The sequence below is a fragment of the Pseudomonas guariconensis genome (genome assembly GCF_024127895.1).
GTDB lineage: Bacteria > Pseudomonadota > Gammaproteobacteria > Pseudomonadales > Pseudomonadaceae > Aquipseudomonas > Aquipseudomonas guariconensis_B.
Window position 1 is genome coordinate 24,193 of record NZ_JAMYBK010000031.1, and the last position, 25,592, is coordinate 49,784.

The 25,592-nt window shown below is 65.0% G+C and carries 19 protein-coding genes and 1 rRNA gene; 10 read left to right on the forward strand and 10 right to left on the reverse strand.

The window, feature by feature from the left end; all coding sequences use genetic code 11:
- From bcsB to bcsE, 7 genes are read right to left on the reverse strand one after another with little or no spacing between them, the layout of a single operon-like run.
- Entirely contained in the window at positions 1–2,280 is a 2,280-nt protein-coding gene (gene bcsB / locus NJF35_RS22095) for a cellulose biosynthesis cyclic di-GMP-binding regulatory protein BcsB (protein ID WP_225787695.1), read from the reverse strand.
- Entirely contained in the window at positions 2,277–4,889 is a 2,613-nt protein-coding gene (gene bcsA, locus NJF35_RS22100) for a UDP-forming cellulose synthase catalytic subunit (RefSeq protein ID WP_253091483.1), read from the reverse strand. Before bcsA ends, bcsB begins: the two co-directional genes overlap by 4 nt.
- Complete coding sequence (bcsQ, locus tag NJF35_RS22105; RefSeq protein ID WP_253081309.1) at positions 4,886–5,593, reverse strand: cellulose biosynthesis protein BcsQ; 708 nt, start codon at positions 5,591–5,593, stop codon at positions 4,886–4,888. The genes bcsA and bcsQ overlap by 4 nt, the downstream gene beginning before the upstream one ends.
- Positions 5,590–5,805, reverse strand: coding sequence for a cellulose biosynthesis protein BcsR (bcsR, locus tag NJF35_RS22110; protein ID WP_225787698.1), 216 nt, complete (start codon positions 5,803–5,805; stop codon positions 5,590–5,592). The genes bcsQ and bcsR overlap by 4 nt, the downstream gene beginning before the upstream one ends.
- Positions 5,802–7,415, reverse strand: a complete 1,614-nt coding sequence (gene bcsG, locus NJF35_RS22115) for a cellulose biosynthesis protein BcsG (RefSeq protein ID WP_253091484.1) — start codon at positions 7,413–7,415, stop codon at positions 5,802–5,804. Before bcsG ends, bcsR begins: the two co-directional genes overlap by 4 nt.
- Entirely contained in the window at positions 7,408–7,584 is a 177-nt protein-coding gene (gene bcsF, locus NJF35_RS22120) for a cellulose biosynthesis protein BcsF (protein ID WP_225787700.1), read from the reverse strand. The genes bcsG and bcsF overlap by 8 nt, the downstream gene beginning before the upstream one ends.
- Positions 7,581–9,011 (reverse strand): cellulose biosynthesis protein BcsE, encoded by a 1,431-nt coding sequence (gene bcsE, locus NJF35_RS22125; protein WP_253091485.1) that lies wholly within the window; start codon positions 9,009–9,011, stop codon positions 7,581–7,583. Before bcsE ends, bcsF begins: the two co-directional genes overlap by 4 nt.
- 335 nt (positions 9,012–9,346) lie before the next feature.
- Here bcsE and NJF35_RS22130 point away from each other — a divergent pair, with 335 nt between their 5' ends.
- Positions 9,347–9,688, forward strand: coding sequence for a tryptophan synthase subunit beta (locus NJF35_RS22130; RefSeq protein WP_225787701.1), 342 nt, complete (start codon positions 9,347–9,349; stop codon positions 9,686–9,688).
- Positions 9,689–9,754: 66 nt separating this feature from the next.
- Here the strand turns inward: NJF35_RS22130 and lapD are convergent, their stop codons facing one another.
- Both lapD and lapG read right to left on the reverse strand, forming a co-directional pair.
- Positions 9,755–11,701 (reverse strand): cyclic di-GMP receptor LapD, encoded by a 1,947-nt coding sequence (lapD, locus tag NJF35_RS22135; RefSeq protein ID WP_225787702.1) that lies wholly within the window; start codon positions 11,699–11,701, stop codon positions 9,755–9,757.
- A gap of 10 nt (positions 11,702–11,711) precedes the next feature.
- Positions 11,712–12,473 carry a cysteine protease LapG gene (gene lapG, locus NJF35_RS22140; protein ID WP_225787703.1) on the reverse strand — a complete coding sequence of 254 codons (762 nt, stop codon included), beginning with the start codon at positions 12,471–12,473 and terminating at the stop codon, positions 11,712–11,714.
- A gap of 207 nt (positions 12,474–12,680) precedes the next feature.
- Here lapG and NJF35_RS22145 point away from each other — a divergent pair, with 207 nt between their 5' ends.
- The 9 genes from NJF35_RS22145 to NJF35_RS22185 all read left to right on the forward strand — a co-directional run bounded on the left by NJF35_RS22145 (position 12,681) and on the right by NJF35_RS22185 (position 25,250).
- Complete coding sequence (locus NJF35_RS22145) at positions 12,681–13,373, forward strand: GntR family transcriptional regulator (protein WP_225787704.1); 693 nt, start codon at positions 12,681–12,683, stop codon at positions 13,371–13,373.
- Between the two features lie 656 nt (positions 13,374–14,029).
- Entirely contained in the window at positions 14,030–14,806 is a 777-nt protein-coding gene (locus tag NJF35_RS22150) for a DUF3050 domain-containing protein (RefSeq protein WP_225787705.1), read from the forward strand.
- Positions 14,803–15,732, forward strand: coding sequence for a diiron oxygenase (locus NJF35_RS22155; protein WP_253081307.1), 930 nt, complete (start codon positions 14,803–14,805; stop codon positions 15,730–15,732). Before NJF35_RS22150 ends, NJF35_RS22155 begins: the two co-directional genes overlap by 4 nt.
- A gap of 10 nt (positions 15,733–15,742) precedes the next feature.
- On the forward strand, positions 15,743–19,165 hold the full coding sequence (locus NJF35_RS22160; RefSeq protein ID WP_225787707.1) for an amino acid adenylation domain-containing protein: 3,423 nt from the start codon (positions 15,743–15,745) through the stop codon (positions 19,163–19,165).
- A gap of 31 nt (positions 19,166–19,196) precedes the next feature.
- Positions 19,197–19,664 carry an SRPBCC family protein gene (locus tag NJF35_RS22165; protein ID WP_253091486.1) on the forward strand — a complete coding sequence of 156 codons (468 nt, stop codon included), beginning with the start codon at positions 19,197–19,199 and terminating at the stop codon, positions 19,662–19,664.
- A 253-nt stretch (positions 19,665–19,917) separates the two neighbouring features.
- On the forward strand, positions 19,918–20,418 hold the full coding sequence (locus NJF35_RS22170; RefSeq protein ID WP_225787709.1) for a sigma-70 family RNA polymerase sigma factor: 501 nt from the start codon (positions 19,918–19,920) through the stop codon (positions 20,416–20,418).
- Positions 20,419–20,422: 4 nt separating this feature from the next.
- Positions 20,423–21,391 carry a FecR domain-containing protein gene (locus NJF35_RS22175; protein WP_253091487.1) on the forward strand — a complete coding sequence of 323 codons (969 nt, stop codon included), beginning with the start codon at positions 20,423–20,425 and terminating at the stop codon, positions 21,389–21,391.
- A 102-nt stretch (positions 21,392–21,493) separates the two neighbouring features.
- Positions 21,494–23,980 carry a TonB-dependent siderophore receptor gene (locus NJF35_RS22180; protein WP_225787711.1) on the forward strand — a complete coding sequence of 829 codons (2,487 nt, stop codon included), beginning with the start codon at positions 21,494–21,496 and terminating at the stop codon, positions 23,978–23,980.
- Between the two features lie 85 nt (positions 23,981–24,065).
- Positions 24,066–25,250, forward strand: coding sequence for a PepSY-associated TM helix domain-containing protein (locus tag NJF35_RS22185; protein ID WP_225787712.1), 1,185 nt, complete (start codon positions 24,066–24,068; stop codon positions 25,248–25,250).
- A 55-nt stretch (positions 25,251–25,305) separates the two neighbouring features.
- On the opposite strand, the gene rrf is transcribed toward NJF35_RS22185, so the two are convergent.
- Positions 25,306–25,421: ribosomal RNA gene (rrf, locus tag NJF35_RS22190) — 5S ribosomal RNA — on the reverse strand.
- Between the last annotated feature and the right edge of the window lie 171 nt (positions 25,422–25,592).

Below are 25,592 nucleotides of genomic sequence, written 5' to 3' on the forward strand. Positions count from 1 at the left end.
TCAGCCTGCCTCGCCCAGTCGGCGCCGGGCGGCCCAACGCAGCGCGCGCCACAGCAAGAAGGCGAACAGCACCACGCTGACGGCAGCGACAAGTGCAAGCAGCACCGGGTGCTCGGACAGGTGGAACCACAGCAGCAGCCACCAGGGCAGTTGGCCGACGAAATAATGTTCGCCGACGAACTGGCTGCTCACCCCACTGCTGCGCGCCAGGGTGACCGAGCCCGCCACGGCGTCGAGCTTGCCGACATCGCCAAGGACATCACGCAGCAGCGCATGGTCGGCGTCGGTATTGGCCAACAGTGCGACCACGCTCCGTTGCTCATGGAACGGTGACTTGAGCCCGGTGATCGCGGCGATCGGCGCCTGGGCACTGACGTCCACGCGGCTGCTGGGCAATACCGATGCGGTGTCGAAGCGGTCGCTGCCAGGGAGCCCCGACGCACGCCCTTGCAACAGCCAGTCACGCTGGGCATCGAGCAGCAGGCCGAGGTTGCGCTCCTGGCCCAGCGCCTGCGGCAACGTGCCGATCACCAACAGGTCGGCATCCACGGTGCTGGCCTGCTTCCAGTCATCGACAATGCGTACGCCCAGGGCCGGATAACCGACATGGCCGGCCACACCCGCCACCACGTCGAGCAAGGTCCCCACCTGCATCGGCGTGGGCTTGGCGGGCATCAGGATCAGCGTCTCGGACAAGTCGGCCATGCGGCTGAAAGGGAAGCCGCTGCGGGCGAAGGCACGCAAGTCGGGCATGGCGATGTAGTGGTGGTAGCCGGAGAGGTCGATCGTCGAGTTCTCGTCGATGGCTGCACGCACGTCCACCGGCAAGGAGGTCTGGCAGTGATCGCGCTGGGCACTGCCGAGCTTGCTGGCGAAGCTGAAGTCGAAACGCAGGCGGTTGCGGTCGCCGATCTTCAGCGCAGGTACCAGCGCCTGCTCGCTCAGCGCGGTGCTGTCGCTGGACAGGACACTCAGGCGCAGCTCTTCCAGCGTGCCGCCACGGCGATCGTTACCGACCAGCGGCATGCTGGTGATGTACTGGTCGTTGACGCTGATGCTCAGGCGCGACTCGTCGGTGACCGCTGGCGGTGTATAGCGATACAAGGTGCGCAGCGCAATACCCTGGTTACGCCAGACGAACAGGTCCGGCGGCAGGTTCACATCGAGCGTGATCGCCCTCGGCTGCAAGCCACTGACCTGCAGTTGCTGGGGGTAGTCGAGCAATTCGGCGAAGCGAACCGGGCGGTCGGTGCGTGTCCAGTTCGGTGCATCGTAGGGCTTGCGTGGCTGCAACTCGCTCATCTGCTCGACCGCCACCCGGGCACCGCGGAACAGTTCGTTGCCCACCGCCAGCGCCGAGGCGGCCTTGACCAGGTCGGCGTCGTCGCGGCCCAGTACCAGCAGCAACTTGCTCCAAGGGTCTTGCGGGTGGTCGATCATCTGCACCACCGGGCCATCCACGCGTGGAAACCGCTCGTAATCGGCCAGGAACGAGGGACGGCGTTCATTGCTGGCGAAGACGATGGCCGGTTTCGGCCGCTCGCCAGCGACTGGCAGGCGATCGAAGAGCACCGGGAAGGTCGCCTTGCGCCAGCCGGCCTGGCTGCCGAAGTACGAAGACAGGATCGCAGCGGCACGCTGCTCGCCGAGGGTCGGGGTCGCTGCGAAGATCACCGGCAGGTCGACCTTGCCGGTATCCCTAGCATCGAAGAACGGCAGCGGGAAGAAGGCCAGGTCGTTTTCCATCGCCAGCGCCTGTTCGCGCAGGCGGACCTCGCTCTTGCGGTTGAGGTTCAGCCACAAGCCGCTGTGTGCAGGGTCTTCGCAGATGTCGGTGTAGTGCCCCACGAACTCCAGGCGCACCCGGTTGAAATCGCCGATCAGCTTGGGGTCGAGGGGCAACTGGCGCTGCACGCGCTGGCCAAGCTGCTCCTTCTCCACTGGCAGCACGCCCATCAGCTCGTCATTGAGGTAGACCCGCAGGTGCGACAGGGTCGGCAACAGTGCTGGCGACGGGGTGTAGTCCAGTTGCAGGAGCGCCTCGGTGGCCAGCCGATCGCGGCGCACGCCGAACTCGACCTGCTCGTTGTTGCGCACGCCGAGCAACAAGGTATCGGCTGGGTGCCCAAGCTGCTCGAACGTCCTCGACACAGGCCAGTTGGGTACCACCGGCTCGGCAGGCACATCGAGGGTGGCCGGGGTCGCGGCGGCGGTTACCTGGAACACGGAGGCGAGCAGCGCCATCGCCATGCCCCAGGCATGTGCGCAGTAACGGGTCATGATGCGTCTCGGGTCAGAAGGTTCGTGGAAGGGAGTGGGCGCGGGGTACGCGGCATGAAACTGGCCAGCCAGCGCACCAGCAGGACCAGGGGTTGCAGGGGCCCCAGCAGGCGGGCCGGGACGTGCTCGAGCAACTGCAGGTAGCCGACACCGCCCAGTTTCAGGACATCGACCAGGCTGCGCAGCGGGCGGTCGGGCTGGTGCTGCTCCTGCCAGCCCAGCCAGGCATCGGCGCGGGCGAAGGTGCAGTGCACCAGGTCGATGCGCTGTTGCACATCCAGCGCATCGAAGGTCAGGCCCAGGTGCCGGCCAACACGGCGGCTGACCCGTGCACCGAAGGCAAACTCACGCTCGCCACGGCTGAGCAGCAGGCGCACCCGCTCGCCAGGCATGGGTGCCAGGCCATCGCCCAGCTCCAGGCCGATGCCGCTATCGGAGTAGTCCACCAAGGTGCACGGGTAGGCGTGCCCGTTGTCCAGGACCAAGGCGGCCGGCAGGTGCATCCGTACCCGATGTGCGCGGCGCACCTGGCGAACCTCGGCCGCCACGGCCACCGCCGCGCCGATGATCAGCAGGTTGTAGATCACCCAGAGCGAACTGACGATGACCGTGCCGATCTCATCGACCGGGCCTGTGAACAAGCGCCAGGCGGCGAAACCGAGGCCCGCGAAATTGAGCACTGCCAACAACAGGTACGGCCGGGCGATACGCCAGTCGAACTGGCTCTGCTCCATCAACCCACCTTTGGCTGTGACGTTGAACGTGCCCTTCTTCGGCGCCAGCAGGGCGACCGTGGTGGGCCGGGCGATATACCAGGCCAGTACCGTCTCGTAGACCTCGCCCCAGAAGGTCTGCCGGTACTTGCCCTGCATGCGGGCGTTGGTCAGGCTGGCATGGATCATGTGCGGCAGTACGTAGAGCAGGATCATCAGCGCCGGTGCGTAGATGATGTAGGCATGCAGGAACAGGAATGCCAGTGGCGCGGTGAGGAACACCAGCCGTGGCAGGCCCGCCAGAAAATGCAGCATGGCGTTGGCGTAGCAGACCCGTTGGAACAGGCTCAGGCCACGGCCGAACAGCGGGTTGTCGGTGCGGAAGATCTGCACCATGCCGCGTGCCCAGCGGATCCTCTGGCCGATATGCGCCGACAGGCTTTCGGTGGCCAGCCCGGCAGCCTGTGGGATACGCAGGTAGGCTGAGTTCCAGCCCTGGCGATGCAGGCGCAGGGCGGTATGGGCGTCCTCGGTCACGGTCTCCACGGCGAAACCGCCGATGCTCTCCAGGGCGCTGCGTCGCAGCACGGCGCAGGAGCCGCAGAAGAAGGCGGCGTTCCACATGTCGTTGCCGTCCTGTATCAGGCCGTAGAACAGCTCGCCTTCGTTGGGCCGGCGGCGGAAGGTCCCCAGGTTGCGCTCGAACGGGTCGGGCGAGAAGAAATGGTGGGGCGTCTGCACCAGCGCCAGACGCGGGTCCTTGAGAAACCAGCCGACCGTCATCTGCAGGAAGGAGCGTACCGGCACATGGTCGCAGTCGAAGATCGCAACCAGTTCGCCATCGGTGACGCCCAAGGCATGGTTGAGGTTGCCGGCCTTGGCGTGCTTGTTGTCTGGCCGGGTGATGTAGCCGACGCCTACCTCGGCGGCGAAGGCGGCGAAGGCTTCCCGGCGTCCGTCGTCGAGCAGGTGGATGCGCAGGCGCTCCCTGGGCCAGTCCAGGCCCAGGGCCGCGAGCACGGTGGTACGCACCACCGCGAGGTCCTCGTTGTAGGTGGGGATCATCAGGTCCACCGTCGGCCAGTGCGAAGGCTCGGCCGGCAGGGCCGCCGGCTTGCGCTCCAGGGGCCAGCAGGTCTGGATATACCCCAGGATCAGCACGAACCAGGAATAGGTCTCGGCAACCAGCAGGATCAGCCCACAGACCAGGTCCGTGGTGTCGTTCCAGTTCAGTGTCGAGGTATAGCGCCACCACAGGTAGCGGCAGGAAATGATCGTCGACAGCACGATCAGCATCAGTGTCGGAAAGCGGCCAGGCATGTGGCGCACCAGCAGGGCGATACCCCATAGCAGCAAGATGAACACCAACTGCGCCAGATAGCCGAACGGCTCGGTCACGCACAGCAGCGCCAACGCCAGTGCGCACAAGGTGAGCACCGTATAGAACAGCCGTCGGGCGCCAACGCTCAGGCGTTGCAGGCCTTGGGCCGCCTCGCGTTGCAAGGCGCTGGTGCGCATGCGCCTGGGCACTTGCTGCAATCCTTCGATCAGGCACGCATGGTACGAACGCACACGTCTGGCCAAGCCACCGGCGATGCCACCCAGGGCCTGCCCGGCACGCGCCAGGAGGCCTGGGCTGCGTGGCCTCGGCTCACGCCGGATGAGCAGCCAGGCACCCTGGATCAGCAGGCGCAGCGGGTCACCCAGGGTCGGCCGCTTGCCGGCCACCTGCGGGAACAGCCGCCGACGGTCAGCCAGCAGCGCCTGCCAGGCTGGCGACTCCAGGCGCAACAGGAGAAAAGCGAGCCACGTGCCCAAGGTGAACAGCAAGGCCGTTGGCCAGCTTGCGCCTTGGGCGATGAAGTAGCCGTAGGGATTCGAAGACGACAGCTTCATGACTGCCGCCTCGTCAGGCAGCGCACGGCCAGGCTCTGCACGTCACGGGTGGCCAGGCTCTGGGGCGCGTAGTGCCCGACCGGCGCCTTGCAGGCGAATGCCTCGGCAAAGGCCTCGTCACGGTGCACCACCTGCAAGGGCAGGCGGCGGTGGTAGAGCCTGCGCCAGACCATCAGCACATCGCTCTGCAAGCGGCTGGCCGGGTCGAAACGGTTGACCAGCAACAAGTCGTAGCGCTCCAGCGCCCGACGCCCCAGCAGTACGTGGCTGGCCATCTCGGCCTCGGCGACCAGCACGCGCACGTCCGTTTCGAGGGCACTCAACGGGCCAGCCATGGGCAGGTCGAACAGCACCCAGTCGAAGTGCCGGGTCAATTGTGCCTGGCGTGGACGCCAGGCACCGGGCGTGATCTTGCCTGCCAGGCTGGCGTGGGCCGTTTCGTCGAGATCGCCGAATGGCATCACGCACAAGCCGTCGAGCACTTCGTACACCGGATCGTCGAACGGTCGCCCATCCAACTCGGCACGCGCCCAGCCGTCACCGCCAGCGAGCGGCAGGTTGAAGTGCAGCCCCAGCAGGTTGTCCGGGCACAGGTCGACCAGCAACACCCGCTCACCCAGTTCCCGCAGGGCATATCCCAGGGCAGCGAGCAGGGCGCTGCGACCCAGGCCACCACGCAGCCCGTGCAGTGCAAGGCTGGTCATGGCACGGTCGCCTTGGGAGCGGGCGCTGCTGGGTTGCCGAGTTCACCCAGCGCCCGCGTACAGCTTTCGCCCAGCAGTGGCCAACGCTCCAGCGCCTGGCGCACGCCAACCATCATGGAGATGTCCTGGTAATGCAGCTCTGGCAGGCCTAGGTGCTGACGCAGCCGGGTGATGTCATCGCTACGGTTGGCCGGGTCGGCTTTGCTCGTCATCGATTGCTCTCCTTGGGTAATGGCTGCCAGTCACGCTGCCCTTGCAGGCGCATGTAGGTGCTGCCCTGGAAATCCATTACCTGTGCACCGGAGGTCTCAGCCACGTGCTCGGTGGTGGGAAGGCCCTCGAGCAGGCCGGCCACGTCCAGCGTTTGCCCGGCGCCCTGGTTGGCGTAGATCCGGGACACCAGCTCGGACAGGGCCAGGTAGCTGGAGGGCGCCGCAACGCGAAGCGGCTCGCGGCGATCGGGTTGGTCCATGCCGATGAACTTCAGGCCCACCGGCACGTGGGTGATCGACGGCGTAGGGATCTCGCGCATGCCGGGCAGTTGCATGCGGTCGCCATGCAGCGCCGCGCCATGCTCCGGCACGATCGCCACCACGACACGCCGGCCGCTGCGCTGCAACTCATCGAGGAACTTGCCAAGCTCATCGAACAGGCGGTTCGCCCGGCTACCGTAGTCGGCGGCACGCGTGCCCCCATCGGCCATCACTACCCGGTTGCCGTCATGCAGGCTGATGGTGTTATAGAACAGCGAGACATGCGCCTCACCGGAAGCCAGGCGGCGCTCCCACCAGCGCTGCAGGACAGCCAGGTCACTGGCGATCGGCGAGCCATCGAAGCCGACCAGCGCGCGGGGAAAGTCGGCATTGGTCAACGCCGGCTGCGGCATGCGCTGGTTGACGATATCGCCCAGGAAGCCATCGAAATGCCCGCTGTGGTTGAGCAGTGTCTCGCGCTCGAAGCCCAGCCTGGCGAGGTTCTCGAACAGCAGGCACTGCTCGGGCGCCGGTTGGTACAGCATGTCGTGCGAGGCCTGGCCACAGCTGGCGCGCAGCATGCGAATGGCCGCCGGCCCACTGTACGAGGTGGCCGAGTTGAATTGCTCGAAGATCACGTCCAGGCGTGCGAACAGCGGGTTGTCGTGCAGGCCTACGGTCGAGAGATCATCCCAGGCGAGCGAACAGACGTTGATCACCAACAGGTCGAAGGGCTGCTCGTCGGGCCTTGCAGCCGGGAACAGGGTGGCACGCTGGCGCTCGCTGTCGAAGAAGCTTTTCAGCTTGGCATCGAGGGTGGCGTTGTCGGCCACCGTAACAGTTGCCTGTTGCGTGGTGACCTCGGCCGTCGCCTGCCGTGAGACGACCGGCGCGATCGATGACAACCCGCTCGCGGCCAGCCACAACAGCCCGGCCAGGCTCAGGGTGCTCAGGCGCAACCAGTGACGCAGGTAAACGTAAGCCACCACCAACAGCAGCAGGGTGCCCAACAGGTTCCAGTTGATGAAGCGGCCCAGCAGCTCCAGCAGGTAGTCTGCGGTGAAGTCGAACACACCCGGCTGTGCCAGCAGCCGCTGGAACGGCGGGAGCCAGGTGTCCTGGTAGAACAGCACGATCCCGATCGGCACCGCCAGCAGCTGTCGCCCGATGCGCAGCCAGCGCCATGGCAGCGGCACCAGCAAGAACGCGGCGAAGAGCAGGTTGGGCAATGCCTGGAAATCCAGCAAGCCTGCACCGAGCATGAGGAACTTCGCCAGGAAATACAGGTTCCAGAGGCCCAGCCCCGGCCAACGGGCCAGCGGGTTGGCGATCGATGCCGGGCTATTCATGCCGGCTCTCCCCACGCCTACGCACGCCCAGGGCCTTCAGGCGTCGGGGCGCCAGGCGGTGCTTGAGCCAACCCTGGATTAGGGTCTTCAGGTGCAGGATGGAAAGCACCAGGATCAATGTGACCAGCGCGGTGATGGCCATGACCTGCAGCAGTTGCGAGAAATTCATGCAGCTTCCCACTGCTGCAGCGATATCCGCCGGGGGTTCAGCGCCGGGCGTACCTGCGACAGCGGCATGCTGGCCGACTCGACGCTTGGCGATTCCGGCACGGTCTCGTCGAGAAATGCAGGGGCTTCCAAGGCACCGAGGTCATCGAGCAGCTCCTGGCCGATGAAGAGCTCCCGCCAGGACAACTGGAAGATATAGTCCAACGCCTGTTCGACACCCTCCGCCCGGCAGGCGAACAGGAACAGGTACAACACGCCATCGGCGATGCACGCGATATCGCCATCGCGGCGGAACAGGCTACGCGAGCAGGCCTGCAACGGCGACAAGCCGGGTGCAGGGCGCAACACCAGCAACTGATGGACGATCTCGCCATTGCGCCGGCCTTGCCACATCTGCTGTACCGCCTCGGCGAACACCCGCGGCGCCACAAGGCCACACACCGGTAGCGGCCTCAGCCGAGTGAGCAGTACCTCGAAATCGCTGGGCAGGCGTCGGCGCCAGGCATAACCCTGAATGCTGTCGACCTGCGTCAGAAAGCGCGACAGGCTGGCACCGAAGGGCACGATCAGGCTGGCGCCACATGCCAGCAACAGTTGCTCGTCCTGGTATCGCAAGGTGGGCGCCATCTCGCGGACCACCAATTTCAACGCATTGCCGCGCAACTGGCGCAGGGTATGGAGTTGTTGGGCCAGGATGTCGAGCCGCTGCCCACCCTCCATGGCGAAGATCACCGTCGCCGATACTGCCACGCCGGCCCTGACGCCAAGTTCGGAAACACTGTCGAACAACTGCCAATGCTCGGAGAAGGCCGGTGCGCCCTCCAGAACCTTGCGCTGCGCCAGGCAAAGCAGTTCATCGCCCCCGGTCCTGCCCAGCGAATGAGGACGGCCAGCCAGTGCGAAACCACCGGCATCATGGGTGAGTTCGACATCCTCGGTACCGACGACACCCAGTGCATTGCTCCAGAAATGCAGCAGGTAACGCATGCCACCCTGGCCGCGATACAGTTGCGCCATGCCATCGAGATTCTGGTTGTGCGCTCTCAATTGCTCGACCAGCCAGACACTCTGGCCTTCGCTGACCACCAGCAGGACTGTCCCAGTGTCGCGCACGCGGTCTCGGACCTCGTGGCACCACTGGCCTATGTCCCCGCCCTCCCAGACAGCCGCAGGCAGGAAGGCAAGAACAAGCCGCCCGGACGCCTCTATGCGGGACAAGTCCTCGGCCAGGTGCAGGGCGGCTTGCCGGTCGGCCTCATACAACGCCATTTCGCCCGGGCCGAGATCCGGATCGAGCGCATCCAGCACTTCACGCATACCTCGCGCATCGCTGATGAAGGCGGCCTTGGCGTCCTCTGCCATGGCGTTGAGGACCTGACGGCAGACCATGGCGGCATCTTCGGCCGTATCGCACGCCAGCCAGTACACACCCTGCTCATGGAACTGGCCATGCTCGGCATCAAGGCCGGGTATGGCTGAAGAGAGAATATTTTTCGCCAAAACCGTGACTCTAAAAATTCGGGAGCGACGCCTACCGATTGCGGTAGGCGTCGCTCGCCTGAAGGGTCAAAGGGGGCAAGATTTTTGACGCAGAAAAGCGTCAAAAAAACATCATAAAAGAAAGAATCTTGCGAATTCCGTCAATTCTACAGCAGTCTGAAAAAATAATGTCAAGATGACATTTGTTAGGCTAGCGCAACAGGTCTTGGGATCCTTGCCTATGCTGCCTACGATGAAGGGGCAACCAGACGAGGATCGACGCCATGTTCTACGTGCAACGCGACGCCGCGGGTCAGCTGCTGCGGGTAGAGGCTGCCCCGTATGCCGGGTACACGGAAATCCTCCCGGCTGACGATGCCCGGGTCCAGGCGTGGTTCGCCGACGACGTGGTGGAAAACAGCCTCCGGCAGCTCAAGCAGAGCGACCTGGACATGATCCGCGTGCTCGAGGACCTCATCGAGGTACTGACCACCAAGGGGGTGATCAGCATCACCGACCTGCCCGCCGATGCCCAGGCCAAGCTGCTCAGCCGCTCCTCGGCGCGCAAGGCGCTGGGTGGGCTGAACAATCTGATCGAGGAAGATGAGGGAGGCGGCTTGATCTGACGACTGGAGGAGCGGGCTTGTCCGTACAATGCTGGCTGCGCTGCCAGGCAGAGGGCCTTCCCCCGGTCAGCGCCAAGGCGCAGGTTCGCCGACCCACTGCCCCTGGATACCTTGCACCCCCATCTCCCGCAGCACCTGCACCTCCCCTTCGCTTTCGACCCGCTCGGCGATCAGCGGCAGGTCGATGCTGTGCGCCGCCCGCTGGATCGCCTCGATGAACAGGCGCTTGTGCTGCTCCCGGTCGATGTTGCGGATGTAGCTGCCGTCGATCTTCAGGTAGGCAAGCCCCAGGTGGGCGAGGTTGCCGATCATGCTGAAGCGGCCACCGAAGCGCTGCAATGCAAGGCCGAAGCCCAGGCTGCGCAGGCGTCGGGTCAGGTGTTCGAGGAAGTCCTGCTCCGGCAATTGCTCTTCGCCAATCTCGAAGGTCAGCCGAGGCCCCAGCGCGGCGTTCTGGCCCAGCAGCTCATAGACCCGCCGCAGCGCCTTGTCGTCGGCCAGGGTCGCGGCCGACAGGTTCAACGCCAAGGCTTGGTCATGACCCTGGAGGTGCCCGAGCACCTTTTCCAGCACCAGCAGGTCCAGGCGTGGCATCCAGCCGAAGCGCTCCAGCCAGGGCAGGAAGCGGCCGGCGGCCAACGTCTCGTCGTGCTCGATGTGCAGCCGCGAGACGACCTTGTAGTGCAGCACCCGCCCAGGCGCCTGGCTGTCCACCACGGGTTGGAAGAACAGCTCGAACTGCCCTTTGGCCAAGGCCTGGTCGAGCCGCGTGTGCCAGGCATGATGACTGTCGGCGGCCTGGACCGCGATGCCCTGCTCGAGGCAGACCCAGCCTGGCTCCGGCTGGCTTTCGGCACGCGCCAGGGCCTCGTCGGCCAGCGTGAGCAGGGCATGCGGCGCATCGCCGGGGCTATAGGGCGCAAGGCCGATGCAGGCGACCGGGTCGACGTCGCTGGCGCCAGTCGTGTGCAGGCTCTGCAGGCTGGCCTCCAGGGCCTGGGCCAGTTGCACGGCTTCATCGTGGACCATGCCCGGCGCCAGCACGGCGAACTCGCCACCTCGGCTGCGGGTGATCAGGTCGTTGGTCTGTGGGTAGCTCGCGCAGGTGCTCAGCAGTTGTTCACCCACCGCCTGCAGCAACTGGTCGGTGCGCGGGCCGCCCAGGCGGGCATTGAGGCCGGTAAGGTCCTGGACACGCAGCAACAGCAGGTAACCGGCGCGCGCCTCCTCCGGGTGGCTGACCCGGGCATTGAGTTGCATCTCGAAATAGCGCCGGTTGGCGAGCCCCGTGAGGCTGTCCTGGTAGGACTCGGCGTGCAGCTTCTCGCTGCGCTCGGCCTGTTCGGTGAACAGCGCCTTGAGCTTCTCGACCATCTGGTTCATCGCCAGCACCACCCGGCGCAGCTCCGGCGTGCGCGGCAGCTGCTGCGCACTGAGGAACTCGCGGCGGGCGATGGCCTGGGCTTGGGCGACCATGTAGTCCAGCGGCCGCAATTGGCGACGCAGCAACAGGGCACCGAGGGCTGCGCTGAGCGCACCGCACAGCAGCAGCCAGCCGAGGCTGCCCAGCGCACCCTGCCAGAGCTTGGCCAGGGCGAACATCGGGTGGCTGATCACCTCGACCCGCGCCGCCTGCTGCCAGCCACGGCTGACGATGGCATCGCCAGCGGCCGCCTCCAGCCCGATCAAGCGGACGAACCAGGCCGGCACGCCATCACGGTCAGGCTCGGCATGGCGCTCCACCAGCACGGCGTTGGAGCCCAGGTCGATGACCCTGATGCTCGCGTAGTAGCCACTGTCGAAAATGGAACTGACCATCAGCTCGACCATCGCCGGGTCATCGATATTCGGCGTCAGCGACAAGGCCAGCGCGGTCGCCGCGTCCTGGGCATGGGAGCGCAACTGGTTGACGTATTGACTGCGCGAGCTTTCCAGGCTGACCACGAAGCTGCCGCTGAAGGCGACCACCAGGAACAGGCAAATGGCAAGCAGCAATTGTTTGAACAATGACATCTGTGCTCCTTCAGTAGACCGGTTCGGCCGGGAACCCTTCGGCCTGCATTTTCTTCAGCACATCCTGCCAGCGGGACAGGCGCTTGGTGTCGCCGACCTTCCGGTTGCCGGAGGCACCGGTCAGCCACAGGCCCTCGCCGTTGAAGGCATACACCGGCAACAGGTCGGTACGCTCGCTGGCCGGCCGGATGGCGTCGATCAGGCTGTCGAGGACCAGCGGCTGGGCCTGTGGGCTTGAATAATAGGTCAGGACCATGTGCGCCCGGTTCTGCTGCAGCGCCTTGACGTAGGTGATGCGCAGCTTGTCGCGGGGGATGCCCATGCGCCGCAGGCTGAAATACTTGGCGATGGCGTAGTCCTCGCAATCGCCGGCCCCCTTGAGCAACGCCTGGATGGGCGTGGCCCAGTAGTCCACTTCACGCCACAGGTCGATGTCTTCGACGTAGCGCAGCTGCTGATTGAAGAAGCGGTTGACCGCCTGCAGGCGCGCCATCTCGCTGCCCTGCCCGTGGGTGGACAACAGCGCCTGCCAGGCATCGATGCGTGCCTGGCCAGGGCCAAGGGGGCCATAGAGCCCCTGCGCACGCCGGCTGATCTGGGAAAAGTCCCATTCCGCACGCAGGCCGCCCAGCAGCAGGCCACCCAGCAACAGGGCCAGGCCGAGACGCCGTGCGGCCAGTGTGAGCATCCGGGGTATCGCCACTGCGAAGACCTGCTCAGACCAATCGAAAGCAGCGATGGTGCTGCCTGGGGGACGAAAAGACAATGGCACCGTACAATCACTGCTCGACGAACGAGGTGGGATGAATTTCCCAACCATCGAAGGGAATGTACGGCTTCCTTTGACCAACGACTTCCTTCACGATAGCTGCACGTTCCTGGCACGTGGCGTGCTTGTCATCGTGACAGTTTGACACCCCTCTCGCGAATAACTAGTTTAATTGGATCCAATCTTGGACATCATCGAGGCAGACCCCGCGTGGCCGAGAAAACCAGACTCCTGAGTACTGTGCTGGGCAGCGAACAGGTACCACCGCATCTGGCGCGTAGCGTGATCGAGGAACGCTTGCGCAGCGCCATTCTCGACGGCCGTCTGCCGCCAGGCACCGCCCTGCGCCAGCAGGAGATCGCCACGCTGTTCGGCGTCAGCCGCATGCCGGTGCGTGAGGCGCTGCGTCAACTGGAGGCGCAATCGCTGCTGCAGGTGGTCATGCACAAGGGAGCGGTGGTCGCGCCGCTGATCGGCGAGGATGCGGTCGACACCTATGCGCTGCGCGTGCTCCTGGAGTCCGAGGCCCTGCGTCAGTCGATCCCGCTGCTCGATGCCAGCGACATCGCCCTCGCCCGCGGCTATATCCATCAGCTGGAACATGAGACCCGTCATGCCGAGATCGGGCGTCTCAATCGCCTGTTCCACATGGCGCTCTACAGCAAGGCGAAGAACCAGAAGCTGCTGCGCATGATCGAGGTGGAACTCAACGAGGAGGAACGCTTCCTGCGCTTCCACCTGTCCTCGATGGGGCTGGGTAAGCTGACCCAGGACGACCATATCGCCCTGGCGGATGCGGCCAGCGACAAACTGGTGGACGAAGCCATCAGGGTCCTGGAGCGCCACCTGAACAATGCGGCGCGCACCATCAGGAACTACCTCGACAAGCAGCCGGCCAACTGACGAACGCCCCCGGTGTGGGGCTTGGCACGTTGTCCTCCTGGGCCGCTTCGCAGCCCCGAATGGTGGCTGCGACCAGCATTGGCGCTTGCCCACTCCTACGACTCCCCCGCCTTTCTGCCATTGACCATGGCACCCCCAGCCGTTTCGGCACACTCTAGGGCCGGCAACGGTCGCTGATCGCCATCTGGCAGGCCGGATCGTTCGCCTTTCTCCCACCTGCAGAAGGAGTCTGCCACCGGGGCACGCGCCGAAAAGCATCAGCCGCCCCCTCGATAGTCGAATACCCCATATCCCAGTTCACCAGTGCTCCCGAGTGAGGCATTCACTCTTTTAAGTTTTTCCGATCTTATTTATCGGAGGGAGTACACTCGTGCCCAATAAAACTTTCCAGAAGTTTTATCGACACGCTCTTTTCGCCAATAAAGTTGGAAAAATAAAAATATCAAAAAAACGATTGCGCACAACTTTAAGTTTGCTCTAACTTTTCAAACGCCAGCAGCCATGCACCCTGAAACCAAGGCGCTCATGCCCTGCAGGCCTTCTGCATATCGCTCAGCATCGAAACTTCAATCGAGGCATTCGCTCGCCCGAATAAACGTCGACGCTCGACACGCAGGAACAATCCACCCGATGCCACCTCGTTATGGACATTTGCCATGAGCACATTGAAGAGCACACTTTCCGACAAGAAAGCCGAACTTTCCAGGCACCCGCTATTTTCCGAAATCGACTCGCTGGATACCTTGCGCCGTTTCATGGAAACCCATGTATTCGCCGTATGGGACTTCATGTCGCTGACCAAGCGCCTGCAACGGGAGCTGACCTGCGTCAGCCTGCCCTGGCTGCCGCCGGCCGACCCGGCCGCTGCCAGGCTGATCAACGAGATCGTCCTGGGCGAGGAGTCCGATGACCGTCTGGGCCAAGGCCACTACAGCCATTTCGAGCTGTACCTGGACGCCATGCGCGAAGTCGGCGCCAGCACCCAGGCCATCGAACGCTTCATCGAGCTGCAGCAACAAGGCGTCGACCCTGCCACGGCCTTGCAGCGCGCAGGCGCCAGCGAAGCGGCCCGGCGTTTCGTCAGCGACACCCTGCAGGTCGCCTTGCAGGCGCCTGCCCATCGCGTCGCCGCCGCCTTCCTGCATGGCCGGGAAAGCGTGATCCCGACGATGTTCCAGCAGATCCTCGACGCCTGGGGCATCGGCAGCGACCAGGCGCCAACCTTCCGCTACTACCTGCAACGGCACATCGAGGTCGACGCCGAGGACCACGGCCCGGCGGCCGAGCACTTGCTGGCACGACTGGTCGCGCACGATCCGCAGCGTCAGCAAGAGGTCTACGAGGCGGCCATCGCCGCCGTGGACAGCCGCATGGCCCTGTGGGACCGGCTGCGTGCCGCCCTGCAGGCGGAAATCGCCGAGGTCGCGCCATGAAAGCCCACGAATACCGCTCCTTCGCCGAGGCCTGGGAAGAACGCGCGACCATCCGTACCCGGCCACGCCGGCGGGTGGAAGACGATAAACGGCTCATCTATCCGCTGAGCCGCCAGCCCCTGGTGCTCGGCGCCACCTTCCAACGCGAATGCCCGCAGTTGCGCGACTTCGTGCTGGTGCAGAGCCTCTACAAGTTCATCAACGACGTGGTGATCTTCGAAACCGAGATCGTCGACCGCACGGCCCGGCGCATCGCCAAGGACCGCTTCGCCGTGCCGTTCCCCTTCGCCTGCCGCTACGACGCCATGACCGTGGTGGTGGACGAGGACTACCACGCCCTGGTGGCCATGGACTTCTTGCAGCAGACCATCGCCCTGACTGGCATCGAACCGATCGACCTGCCTCGGGAGATCGAGCTGAGCCGCGCCATCCCCGCGGCGCTGGCGCAGGTGCCAGTGGTGTTGCGCGATGCCATGGAATTGATCTGCGTGGGCATCGCCGAGAACACCCTGACCGACGATGTCGCCGCCTTCGCCCGCGACGACACGGTCAAGCCTTCGGTCAAGGGGCTGATGGCCGACCATCTGCTCGACGAAGGGCGTCACTCCAGCTTCTGGGCACGCCTGGCGCGTATCTACTGGCAGGCCGCGCCGCAGGCCGATCGCGAGGCCATCGCGCAGGTCTTGCCGGTGTTTCTCGGCCAGTACCTGACCAGCGACATCCAGCAGGCCTTCGACTTCAGCCTGATCGATGCGTTGCCGGTGAGCCAGGCGGTACGCCAGGCCCTGCGCGAAGAGGCCCGGGCGCTGGCCTACCCGATCAACCACCAGCACCCCTTGCTGGGCAACATCCTGCGCTTTTTGCGCAGCAGCTCGATGCTCGAGTCGGCCTGCGTGCAAACCGCGCTGCGCGACTACCTGCCCTGAGGAGACCGCCATGAGACGCCTCGACATACTCCTGGTGGGCACCAGCCCCGCATTGCGCCAGCTTGCCAAGATGCTCGACGAACACGGCCACGGCGCGACCCTGGTCGAAATCCCGGACGCCCTGTCCCTGGCCAGGTCACTGCTGGTGGTAGAAGACGGCACCCTGGCGCTGGACAGCGCCATCTGGCAGCCCTTGGGCGGCACACCGCTGCTCAGGCTGCGCCTGGGCGCCCGTTGCGCCGAACCACTGCCGCGACTGGAACTGCTGTGCTGGTGCGCCAGTGCCAGCACCCAGCGCCTGATCGAGTGGGTGCCGCTGCAGCCGCCAGCCTCCGGCAATGGCCAGCAGCTGCGTGAAGACGCCCTGCAAGCGCTGCGCGAGCTACTGGCCCTGCAGGTCACCCGCTTCGCCCGCAATCCCCAGTACCTGCAACAGGCGCCCACGGTCGGCCCCGGCCTGCAAGAACGCGAACATGACCTGGGGTGGCTGGAATCACTGGCCTACCGGCACCCGTTCAACCACACGCAGCGCGCCGACCTGCTGGAGCAGGCCGGGGCAGGCCTGGTGGAAGGCCTGGAACAGCGCCTGCGCCAGTTCGCCAACCACCCTGCCCTCAACCGTGACGGCCAGTATCACAGCTATCACCAGTTGCATGCCCGCGTCGTCGGTATCCAGCGCGCCTTGCTGCCCCTGTTGCCGGAGGCCGATGGACAGCCTGCAGTGGTCGCGGTGTGCATGGCCAAGTCGCCCGAACTCTATGCCAGCCTGCTGGCGGTACTCGGCTGCGCGGCCATCTACCTGCCACTGGACCCGGCCACCCCGCCCGAACGGCGCCAGCGCATCCTCGAGGATGCCGGCGCCTGCGTCCTGCTGCATGACGGCCAGGACCAGCCGGGGCTGCCCGGCCTGGATGTACGCACGCTGGGCGAGTCGCACGGACATCCCTTGCCCTCATTGCAGTTGCGCAAGGCCTCGGCGGATGCGCCATGCGTGGCCATCTACACCTCCGGCACCACCGGCCAGCCCAAGGGCGTGCTGCTCAGCCAGCGCAACCTTGCTCACTTCATGACCTGGTACGCCGAGCACGTATCGCTGGACGCCCACAGTCACGTGCTGCAGTTCTCGACCATCGGCTTCGACGCTTCGTTGCTCGACATCCTGCCGACCTTCGCCTGCGGAGCGCAGTTGGTGATCCCCAGCGACGACCAGCGCCGCGACCCGCAACAGCTGGTGCGGCTGATCCATGCCCAGGAGGTCAGCCATGCCTTCCTGCCACCGGCCCTGCTGAGCATCCTGCCCCGTGACGAGCAGCTGGGCCTGCGCCACCTGGTCACCGGCGGCGATGTCTGCGAACCCGAGGTCATCGCCCGTCTGGCCGCGCAGTGCCGGATGCACAACATCTACGGCCCGACCGAAACCACGGTACTGGCGACCACCCGGCTGTTCGCTGCTGGCGACAGCAATCGCAACCTCGGCACACCGATCGCCAACACCCAGGTGCTGATCCTCGACCAGAACCTGCGCCCAGTGCCCGAGCAGACCCCGGGCGAGCTGTACATCAGTGGCCCGGGTGTGGGCCTGGGCTACCTGAACAACCCGGCCCTGACCGCGCAGCGCTTCGTCGAGCTGGCCTTGCCCGACGGCCAGTGCCTGCGCGCCTATCGCACCGGGGACATCGCCAAGTGGGGCGTGGATGGCATCGAACTGTGCGGCCGGCGTGACAACCAGGTGAAGATCCGTGGCTTCCGGGTCGAGCCGGAGGAGATCGAGCACTGCCTGCGCGAAAGTCATCTGTTCGCCCAAGTCGCTGTAGTGATCGACGCCCAGCGCCGGATCCTGGCCTTCACCGCACAACCGGCCCGGGAAGACGCCGAGACGGCCCTGCGCGCCCATGCCGAGCAGCACTTGCCCGACTACATGTGCCCAACGTTCTACCAGGTGCTGGAGCGGATGCCCTACACGGCCAATGGCAAGGTCGACCGACACGCCCTGCAAGCATTGCCGCGCACCCTGCCCGGTAGCCATCGGGTCGTGCCGCGCACGCCCACCGAACAACGCCTGCGCAGCCTGTGGAGTGGCCTGCTGGACCTGCCGGAGGCGGACATTTCCATCGACGACAGCTTCTTCAACCTCGGCGGCCACTCGATCCTGCTCTCGCGCCTGCTGCTGGAGATACGCGAGCAGTTCGACCAGGGTGTGGCGATCAACCACTTCATCGAACAGCCGACCCTGCAGCGCCTGGGCGCCTTGCTCGACGGTACCGAGCGCGACCAGGCAACGCCCCTGGTGCGCCTGGAGCAGGACGCCAATCGCGAGCTGGGCCTGGAGGTGCTACCCGTGGAGTGCCTGGGTGATGTGCACAAGGTCATCGTCACCGGCGCCAACAGTTTCCTCGGCGTGCACCTGGTCGAGGCGCTGCTCGACTGGGGAGCCAGCGAGGTGGCCTGCCTGGTGCGCAGCCGCGATGGCCAGGGCGCCGCCGAACGTTTCGCCCAGGCCGTGGCGGACAATCGCCTGACCCTGGACCGGGGCCGCATACGGGTGTTCGAGGCCGACCTGCGCCAACCGCGCCTGGGTTTGTGCCAGCAGGACTACGACTACCTGGACCGCGAATACGGCGCCCTGCTGCACAACGCCGCACAGGTCAACCACGTGCTGGACTACCAGGCACTGGCCGCCGACAACATCGAGCCGCTGTTCGAGTGCCTGCGCCTGTGCGAAGGCAAGCGCAAGAAGGTCTTCAACTTCGTCTCGACCCTCTCGGCCTGCAGCGCGGTGTCCAGTGACGGCCGCGTGCTGGAGCAAGGCCCGGCAGCGACGCCGCCAGTCTACATCCGCAATGGCTACAACCTGGGCAAATGGGTCGGCGAGCGGATCCTCCAACGGGCGCGTGAGCAGGGCGTATGGGTCAACCTGTTCCGCCCGGGCAACATCACCTTCGACAGCCGTAGCGGCGTCTGCCAACCCCAACACAATCGCCTGATGCTGATGCTCAAAGGCTCGCTGCAACTGGGCCAGGTGCCGGATCTGGACATCGACTTCGACCTCATGCCGGTCGACTTCCTGGCCCGCTTCATCGCCTTCCACGCCAGCGGCCACCAGCCTCGGCAGTGGGTATTCAACCTGCACAACCCCGAGCCGCTGCGCTGGCGCGACTACCTGGCGGCATTCCGCGCGCAGGGCCATGTGTTCGAGCTGGTGGGTATCCGACAGTGGCAGCGCCAACTCGGCCATGTCGATCGCGACAACGCGCTGTTCGAGGTCCTGGGCTTCTACCTGGATGGCTTCGAGGAAGACATCGGCGATATCAGCGCCATCGAGCACCACAACGCCCGCGCGGGGGTACGGCGCATGGGCGCCAGCTACCCGGCCAAGACGCCGCAGCTGCTGCGTCGTGGCTGCCGCTACCTGAGCGACATCGGCTTCATCTGACCCCCTTCATTCACGACAGGAGCAACACGACATGCACGTTCTCGAACCCGATACCCTGATCCGTAACCCGCAAGGCTGCCAGGTGGTTTCCAGCGTGGAAATCGCCGCTCCGGCCGCCAGCGTGTGGAACATCGTCGGCAACTTCGCCGGTTTCCCGGTGTTCATCCCAGCGCTGTCGCACATCGACATGACCGGCAGTGGCGTGCGCTCGGTACGCAAGAAGCTGTTCAAGGATGGCAACGTGGTCATCGAACAGTTGAATTCACGCGACGAGCAAGCCATGACCATGACCTGGAGCCTGATCTACACCAGCTTGAACATCGGCAACCTGTGGGCGGCGATGCAGGTCGAGGCGCTCGATGGCCAGCACAGCCGGGCCACCTGGACCATCCAGGCCGAACCCTGGGAGGGCGGCGCCGAGGCGCTGCCTGGGTTCCAGGCATTCCTGCAGGGTTTTGCCGATGAGGCGATGGGGAATGTGCGCACGCTGCTGAGCTGAATGCGGCTCGGCTGGCTACAGGCCACATGAGGCAGATGGGGTGCGTCTGTACCGGCCTTATCACGGGCAAGCCGGCTCCCAGGTTCACCACTGCCCTCGGGTCTGGTGGAGTACCTGTGGCGGCCGGCTTGCCGGCGATGGGCTGCAAGGTCTCCCCAGGCTCGATATCGATCAGTGACAGTTGCAAAATAATGCCAGCCCGCAAACAATGAGACTAATTATCATTCATACCCTTTGACGCCAGCGCCTCTCCATGCCCTCCAGAGACTCCGTGCACACGCTCTACAGCCATCATCACGGCTGGCTATACAACTGGCTGCGCAGCACACTGGGCAACGCCGCCGACGCGGCGGACCTGGCCCAGGACACCTTCGTGCGCCTGCTACAACGCGAGCAGCTGGAACTCAGCGCCCCACGCGCCTTCCTGCGCACGGTCGCCCGGGGCCTGGTGATCGATCACTGGCGGCGCGAAGAGCTGCAACGCGCCTATCTCGAGGCCCTGGCCCACCTGCCGGAAGCCCAGGTACCGTCAGCGCAAACCCGCGAACTGATGCTGGAGTTGCTCGAACGCATCGCGCACATGCTCGACGGTCTCAAGCCCAAGGTCCGCCGCGCCTTCCTGCTGGCCCAGTGCGAAGGGCTGGGCCACAAGGCGATCGCCGAACAGATGGGCATCTCCCTGCGCTCCGTGGAACGCTACGTGGCAGAGGCGCTGTACCACTGCTACCTGCTGCGCTACGAAGACGGCTGCTGAGACAATGGGCCCAGCACATCCCCCGCCACAGGTCGTCAAGCAGGCCATCCACTGGCTGCTGAGGCTGCGCGAAAGCGGTCACGACCCGGCGCTGGCGCAGCAATGCGAACAATGGCGCAGCACCCACCATGAACATGAACTGGCCTGGCAACGGGTGCTCAGCCTGCACCAGGACCTTGACCTGCGCGCCCTCCCCGCCGCCGGTGTGGCCCTGCGGACCCTGGAGACCAGCCAGCGTCGCTTGCACCGGCGCCAGGCCCTGAAGCTGCTGGGCGGGGTCGCTCTAGTGGGCTCCGCAGCCTGGCTGGGCAAGGACCTCGATGCATTGCACGCCTGGACCTCGGACTACGCCACCGGCACGGGCGAGCGCCGCAGCTTCCAACTGCCGGATGGTTCGCTGCTGCAGCTCAATACCCGCAGCGCCGCGGACCTGGCCTTCGACCAGCGGCAGCGGCTCATTCGTCTCAGGCAGGGCGAGCTGATGCTCACCTGCAATGCCTTGCAAGGCCAGGGACGTCCCCTGCTGGTGGAAACCCGCGATGCCTTGCTGGAGGGTTTCGACGGACGCTTCGTGGTACGCCAGGACGCCGATTGCACGCGGGTCAGCGTCAGCCAGGGGAAAGTGGCCATCCACCGCCCTGGCCATGGCCAGTTGCAGTGGATCACCAGCGGCCAGGCTTGGCGTCTGGATACCCAGGGCGCGCAGCAGGTCGAGCAGCAAGCCATGGATGCCAGCGCCTGGGCCGAAGGGCTGATCGTCACCCGTGACATGCGCCTGGCCGATTTCCTCGCCGAAGTGGGCCGGTATCGCCACGGCTATCTCGGCTGCAGCGAGGCAGTCGCCGACCTGCGCCTGTCTGGTGTGTTCCGCCTGGAAGACACCGACGGGCTGCTGGAGTTGCTGCCACAGACACTGCCGGTCAGGCTCCACCAACGCACCCGCTGGTGGGTCCGGGTGGAGCGGATGGGGTGAGTCTGCTCTTTTTTGCAGATTTTTCTGGCGGGTTTTTCTCGAGCGTCCGGCTAGGACAGTAAGCGACTCCTACCAGCCCTTTCGACCCGACGGATATTCTCCATGCCTGACGCTCTGCCCTCGCTGCCCCTCGCGAGTACGAATGATTTTCGACCTGTCCTCAATTCAGCTCGCCTTGGCAAGGCGGTGCGCGCCGCGCTGTTCGGCACGGCCCTCGGCCTCGGCAGCGCGCCGCTGCTGGTTCAGGCCGCGGAGCCGACCGAGGTCAGCCAGCAGTATGCGATCCCTGCCGGCAACCTCGACGATGTGCTCAACCAGTTCGCCCGCCAGGCTGGCATCACCCTGTCCAGCACCCCGCAACTGACTGGCGCACTAGAGTCGCCCGGCCTGCAGGGGCACTACTCCACCGACCAGGCCTTGCGCCAGTTGCTCAATGGCACAGGGCTCGAGGCTGTCAGCCAGGATGGCCGCAGCTATGTGCTGCATCCCTTGCCGGAAGACGCGGCGCTATCGTTGCCGAGCACCGATATCCGCAGCTTCACCCTGGGTAACGCGCTAGGCAGCATGGAGGGCTACAACGCCACCCACAGCCAGGTCGCCACCAAGACCAGCATGCCGCTGCTGGAGACATCCCAGTCGGTCTCGGTGGTGACCCGCCAACAGATGGACGACCAGGGCGCGCAGACCGTGGCACAGGCCATGCGCTACACGCCGGGCGTCCTGACCAACCCCTACGGCGCCACCCACCGCTACGACTACGTGGCCATGCGCGGCTTCAACGATGGTTCGGTGGACAACATCTACGTCGATGGCCTGAAGTCCATGGGCGACAACGGCACCTACAGCACCATGCAGGTCGACCCGTACTTCCTCGAGCGCATCGACATCCTCAAGGGCCCCTCCTCCGTGCTCTACGGCCGCAGCTCGCCCGGCGGCCTGGTGGCACTGACCACCAAGAAACCGCTGTTCGACCCATATCGCCAGGTCCAGGCCACGGTCGGTACCCAGGGCCAGCGCGGCATGGGCTTCGACTTCAGCGGCCCGCTGGACGACGACAAGCGCATCGCCTACCGCCTGACGGGTCTGGCGGATGCCTCCGACACCCAGTTCGACCACAACAAGGAAGAGCGCTACGCCATCGCGCCGGCCGTCAGCATCGACTTCAGCGAGGACACCTCGCTGACCTTGCAGGCCTACCTGCAGCACGACCCCAATGGCGGCTATCACGGCGGCAACCCGGCGGACGGCATGTTGCACCCGCGTAACGGCCTGCGCCTGTCCGATCACTTCTTCGAAGGCGAGCCGGACATCGACAACTACGAGCGTACCCAACAGTCGTTCAGCTACCAGTTCGAGCATCGCTTCAACGATGTCTTCACGGCCCGCCAGAACTTCCGCTACCAGGACTCGGACGTGTCGATGGACCAGGTCTACTCGGCCGGCTGGGCAGACAGTACCAGCACGATCCTCAACCGCGCCTATACCGGCGGTGACGAGCGCCTGCATTCGTTCATCGTCGACAACATGCTCCAGGCGGAATTCTTCACAGGCTCGGCCAAGCACACCCTGCTGCTCGGTGCCGACTATCAGCGGCGCAAGGCGGATGTGGCCTGGCGCTATGGCACTGTCGATCCGCTGGATGCCGGCAACCCGCAGTACGGCAACGGCAACTTGCAGGTCCTCGGCGAAAACCGCTACCTGCGCCGCCTGCAGCAGACCGGCGTGTACCTGCAGGACCTCGTCGAACTGGACCAGTGGCGCTTCTCCCTCGGCCTGCGCCAGGACTGGGTGAAGGTGTCCGAGGAAAACCGCGACACCGACAGCAGGGTCAGCGATGATCGCTCCAAGTTCACCACCCGCGCCGGGGTGCTCTACCTGTTCGAAAACGGCATCGCGCCGTATGTGAGCTACTCCGAGTCGTTCAACCCCAACACCGTATCCGACCAGGACGGCCGCCCCTTGGCGCCGACCGAGGGCACCCAGTGGGAGGCGGGCATCAAGTACCAGCCGCCGGGCAGCGACAACCTGTTCACGGCGTCGGTGTTCCGCATCGAGCAAGAGAACCTGGCGTCCAAGCAACCGGACGAAGAGTTCTACCGCGCCGTCGGCGAGGTGCGCTCCCAGGGCCTGGAGCTGGAGGCCCACGTACAGGTGACCGACAACCTCAGGGTACTGGGCGGCTACACCTTCACCGATGTCGAGTACGCCAAGTCGATGCCCAGCCTGGTGTCGGGCAACCTCGACAACAAGGGCAACTCGCCGACCCAGGCGCCGAAGCAGATGTTCTCCTTGTGGGCCGATTATGATTTTCGCCAGGGCCCGCTCGACGGCCTGCGGCTGGGCGGCGGCGTGCGCTATGTCGGCTACAGCTGGGTGGATGCGGAGAACAGCATGAAGGTGCCCTCCTACACCCTGTTCGATGCCTCGGTCGGCTACGACCTGGGCAAGGTCGGGCTCAAGGGCGTGGATGTGCGCCTGAACGCCAACAACCTGACCAACGAGAGCTACATCGCCTCCTGTGCCAGCCTGAACTACTGCTATATGGGCGAGGAGCGCAATGTCAGCGCCACGGTCAGCTACCAGTTCTGACCACTCCCTCCATGTGCTCGAGGCCAGCGCCTGAAACCAGGTGCTGGCTTTTTCGTTTCTGGCGTTTTTCCTGGAGTCCCGACCGATGCGTCAATGCTATGTCTTGTTGCACCGCTACCTGGGCCTGGTGACGGCTGTGTTCCTGGCCCTGGCTGGCCTCACCGGCAGCCTGCTGGCTTTCCACCACGAGCTGGACGAATGGCTCAACCCCAGCTTCTATGAAGCGCCGGCGCTCGGCACGCCGCAGCAACCCGGCGCGCTTGTGGACAAGTTGCAAGCCGAGCATCCGCGCCTGCAGGTCTGGTACATGGAATATCCACAGGAAGCCGGACATTCCGCATTGCTGGCCATGGTGCCGCGCAACGACCCGCGCACTGACCAGCCCTATGCCGAAAAGAACACGGTGTTCTATCTCGACCCCGTGAGCGGCGAGACCCTCGGCCAGCGCTACTGGGGCGAGTGCTGCTTCTCTCGCGAGAACTTCATGCCGTTCATCCTGGAACTGCACTACAGCCTGACCCTGCCAGGCAACTGGGGCATCCTGCTGATGGGAGTGGTGGCCATCCTCTGGGTGCTGGACTGCTTCATCGCCGTGCTGCTCACCCTGCCCCGCGGGCGGCCGTTCTGGCGCAAATGGGCGACCGCCTGGAAGATCAAGAGCGGGCACGCCTATCGCCTGAACCTGGATATCCACAGGGCCGGCGGATTGTGGCTGTGGCTGCTGCTGTTACCCATCGCCATCAGCAGCGTGGCGATGAACCTGCCGGCACAGGTGTTCAAGCCCGCCGTATCCTTGTTCTCACCCGTCGCGCCAAGCGTCTACGAGGCCCGTGGAGCAATGCCCAAGGACGAACTGGGGGTGACCCTGCTGACCTATCAACAGGCCTACCAGAGGGCCCAGGAGGAAGGGGCAAGGCTTGGGTTGTCCGCACCGATCGGCGAGCTCTACTACAGCTTCGAGTACAACTTCTATGGCGCCGGCTTCGGCCAGCATGACACCGATGCCCACGGCAAGTCTTGGCTGTTCTTCCACGGCACCGATGGGCGTTTGCTGGGCCAGGAGATAGCGGGCCAGGGGACCTTGGGCGAACAGTTCTATCGCTTGCAGCTACCCATCCATGGTGGACGGATCATCGGAACGACCGGCCAGGTGCTGATCGCCATCCTGGGCGTGGCGATAGCGGTGCTCTCGTTTACCGGGGTCTATATCTGGTGGCGCAAGTTGCAGGCACGCCGGATCGGGAAAGCGCGCAAGGCGACGATGGCGTAGGGCCGGAAAAGACAAAGCCCCTGTCCGCATCGCGGACAGGGGCTTTGGATTTGAATCTTGACGATGACCTACTCTCACATGGGGAAACCCCACACTACCATCGGCGATGCGTCGTTTCACTGCTGAGTTCGGGATGGGATCAGGTGGTGCCAACGCTCTATGGTCGTCAAGAAATTCTGTGTGCCGGACCGTCGTGGAGGACGTGCCAGCGAATCTCTGGTCTCTCTACTAAAAGACAAAACCCCTACCTGCTCGCGCAGATAGGGGTTTTGCGAAATGAATCTTGACGATGACCTACTCTCACATGGGGAAACCCCACACTACCATCGGCGATGCATCGTT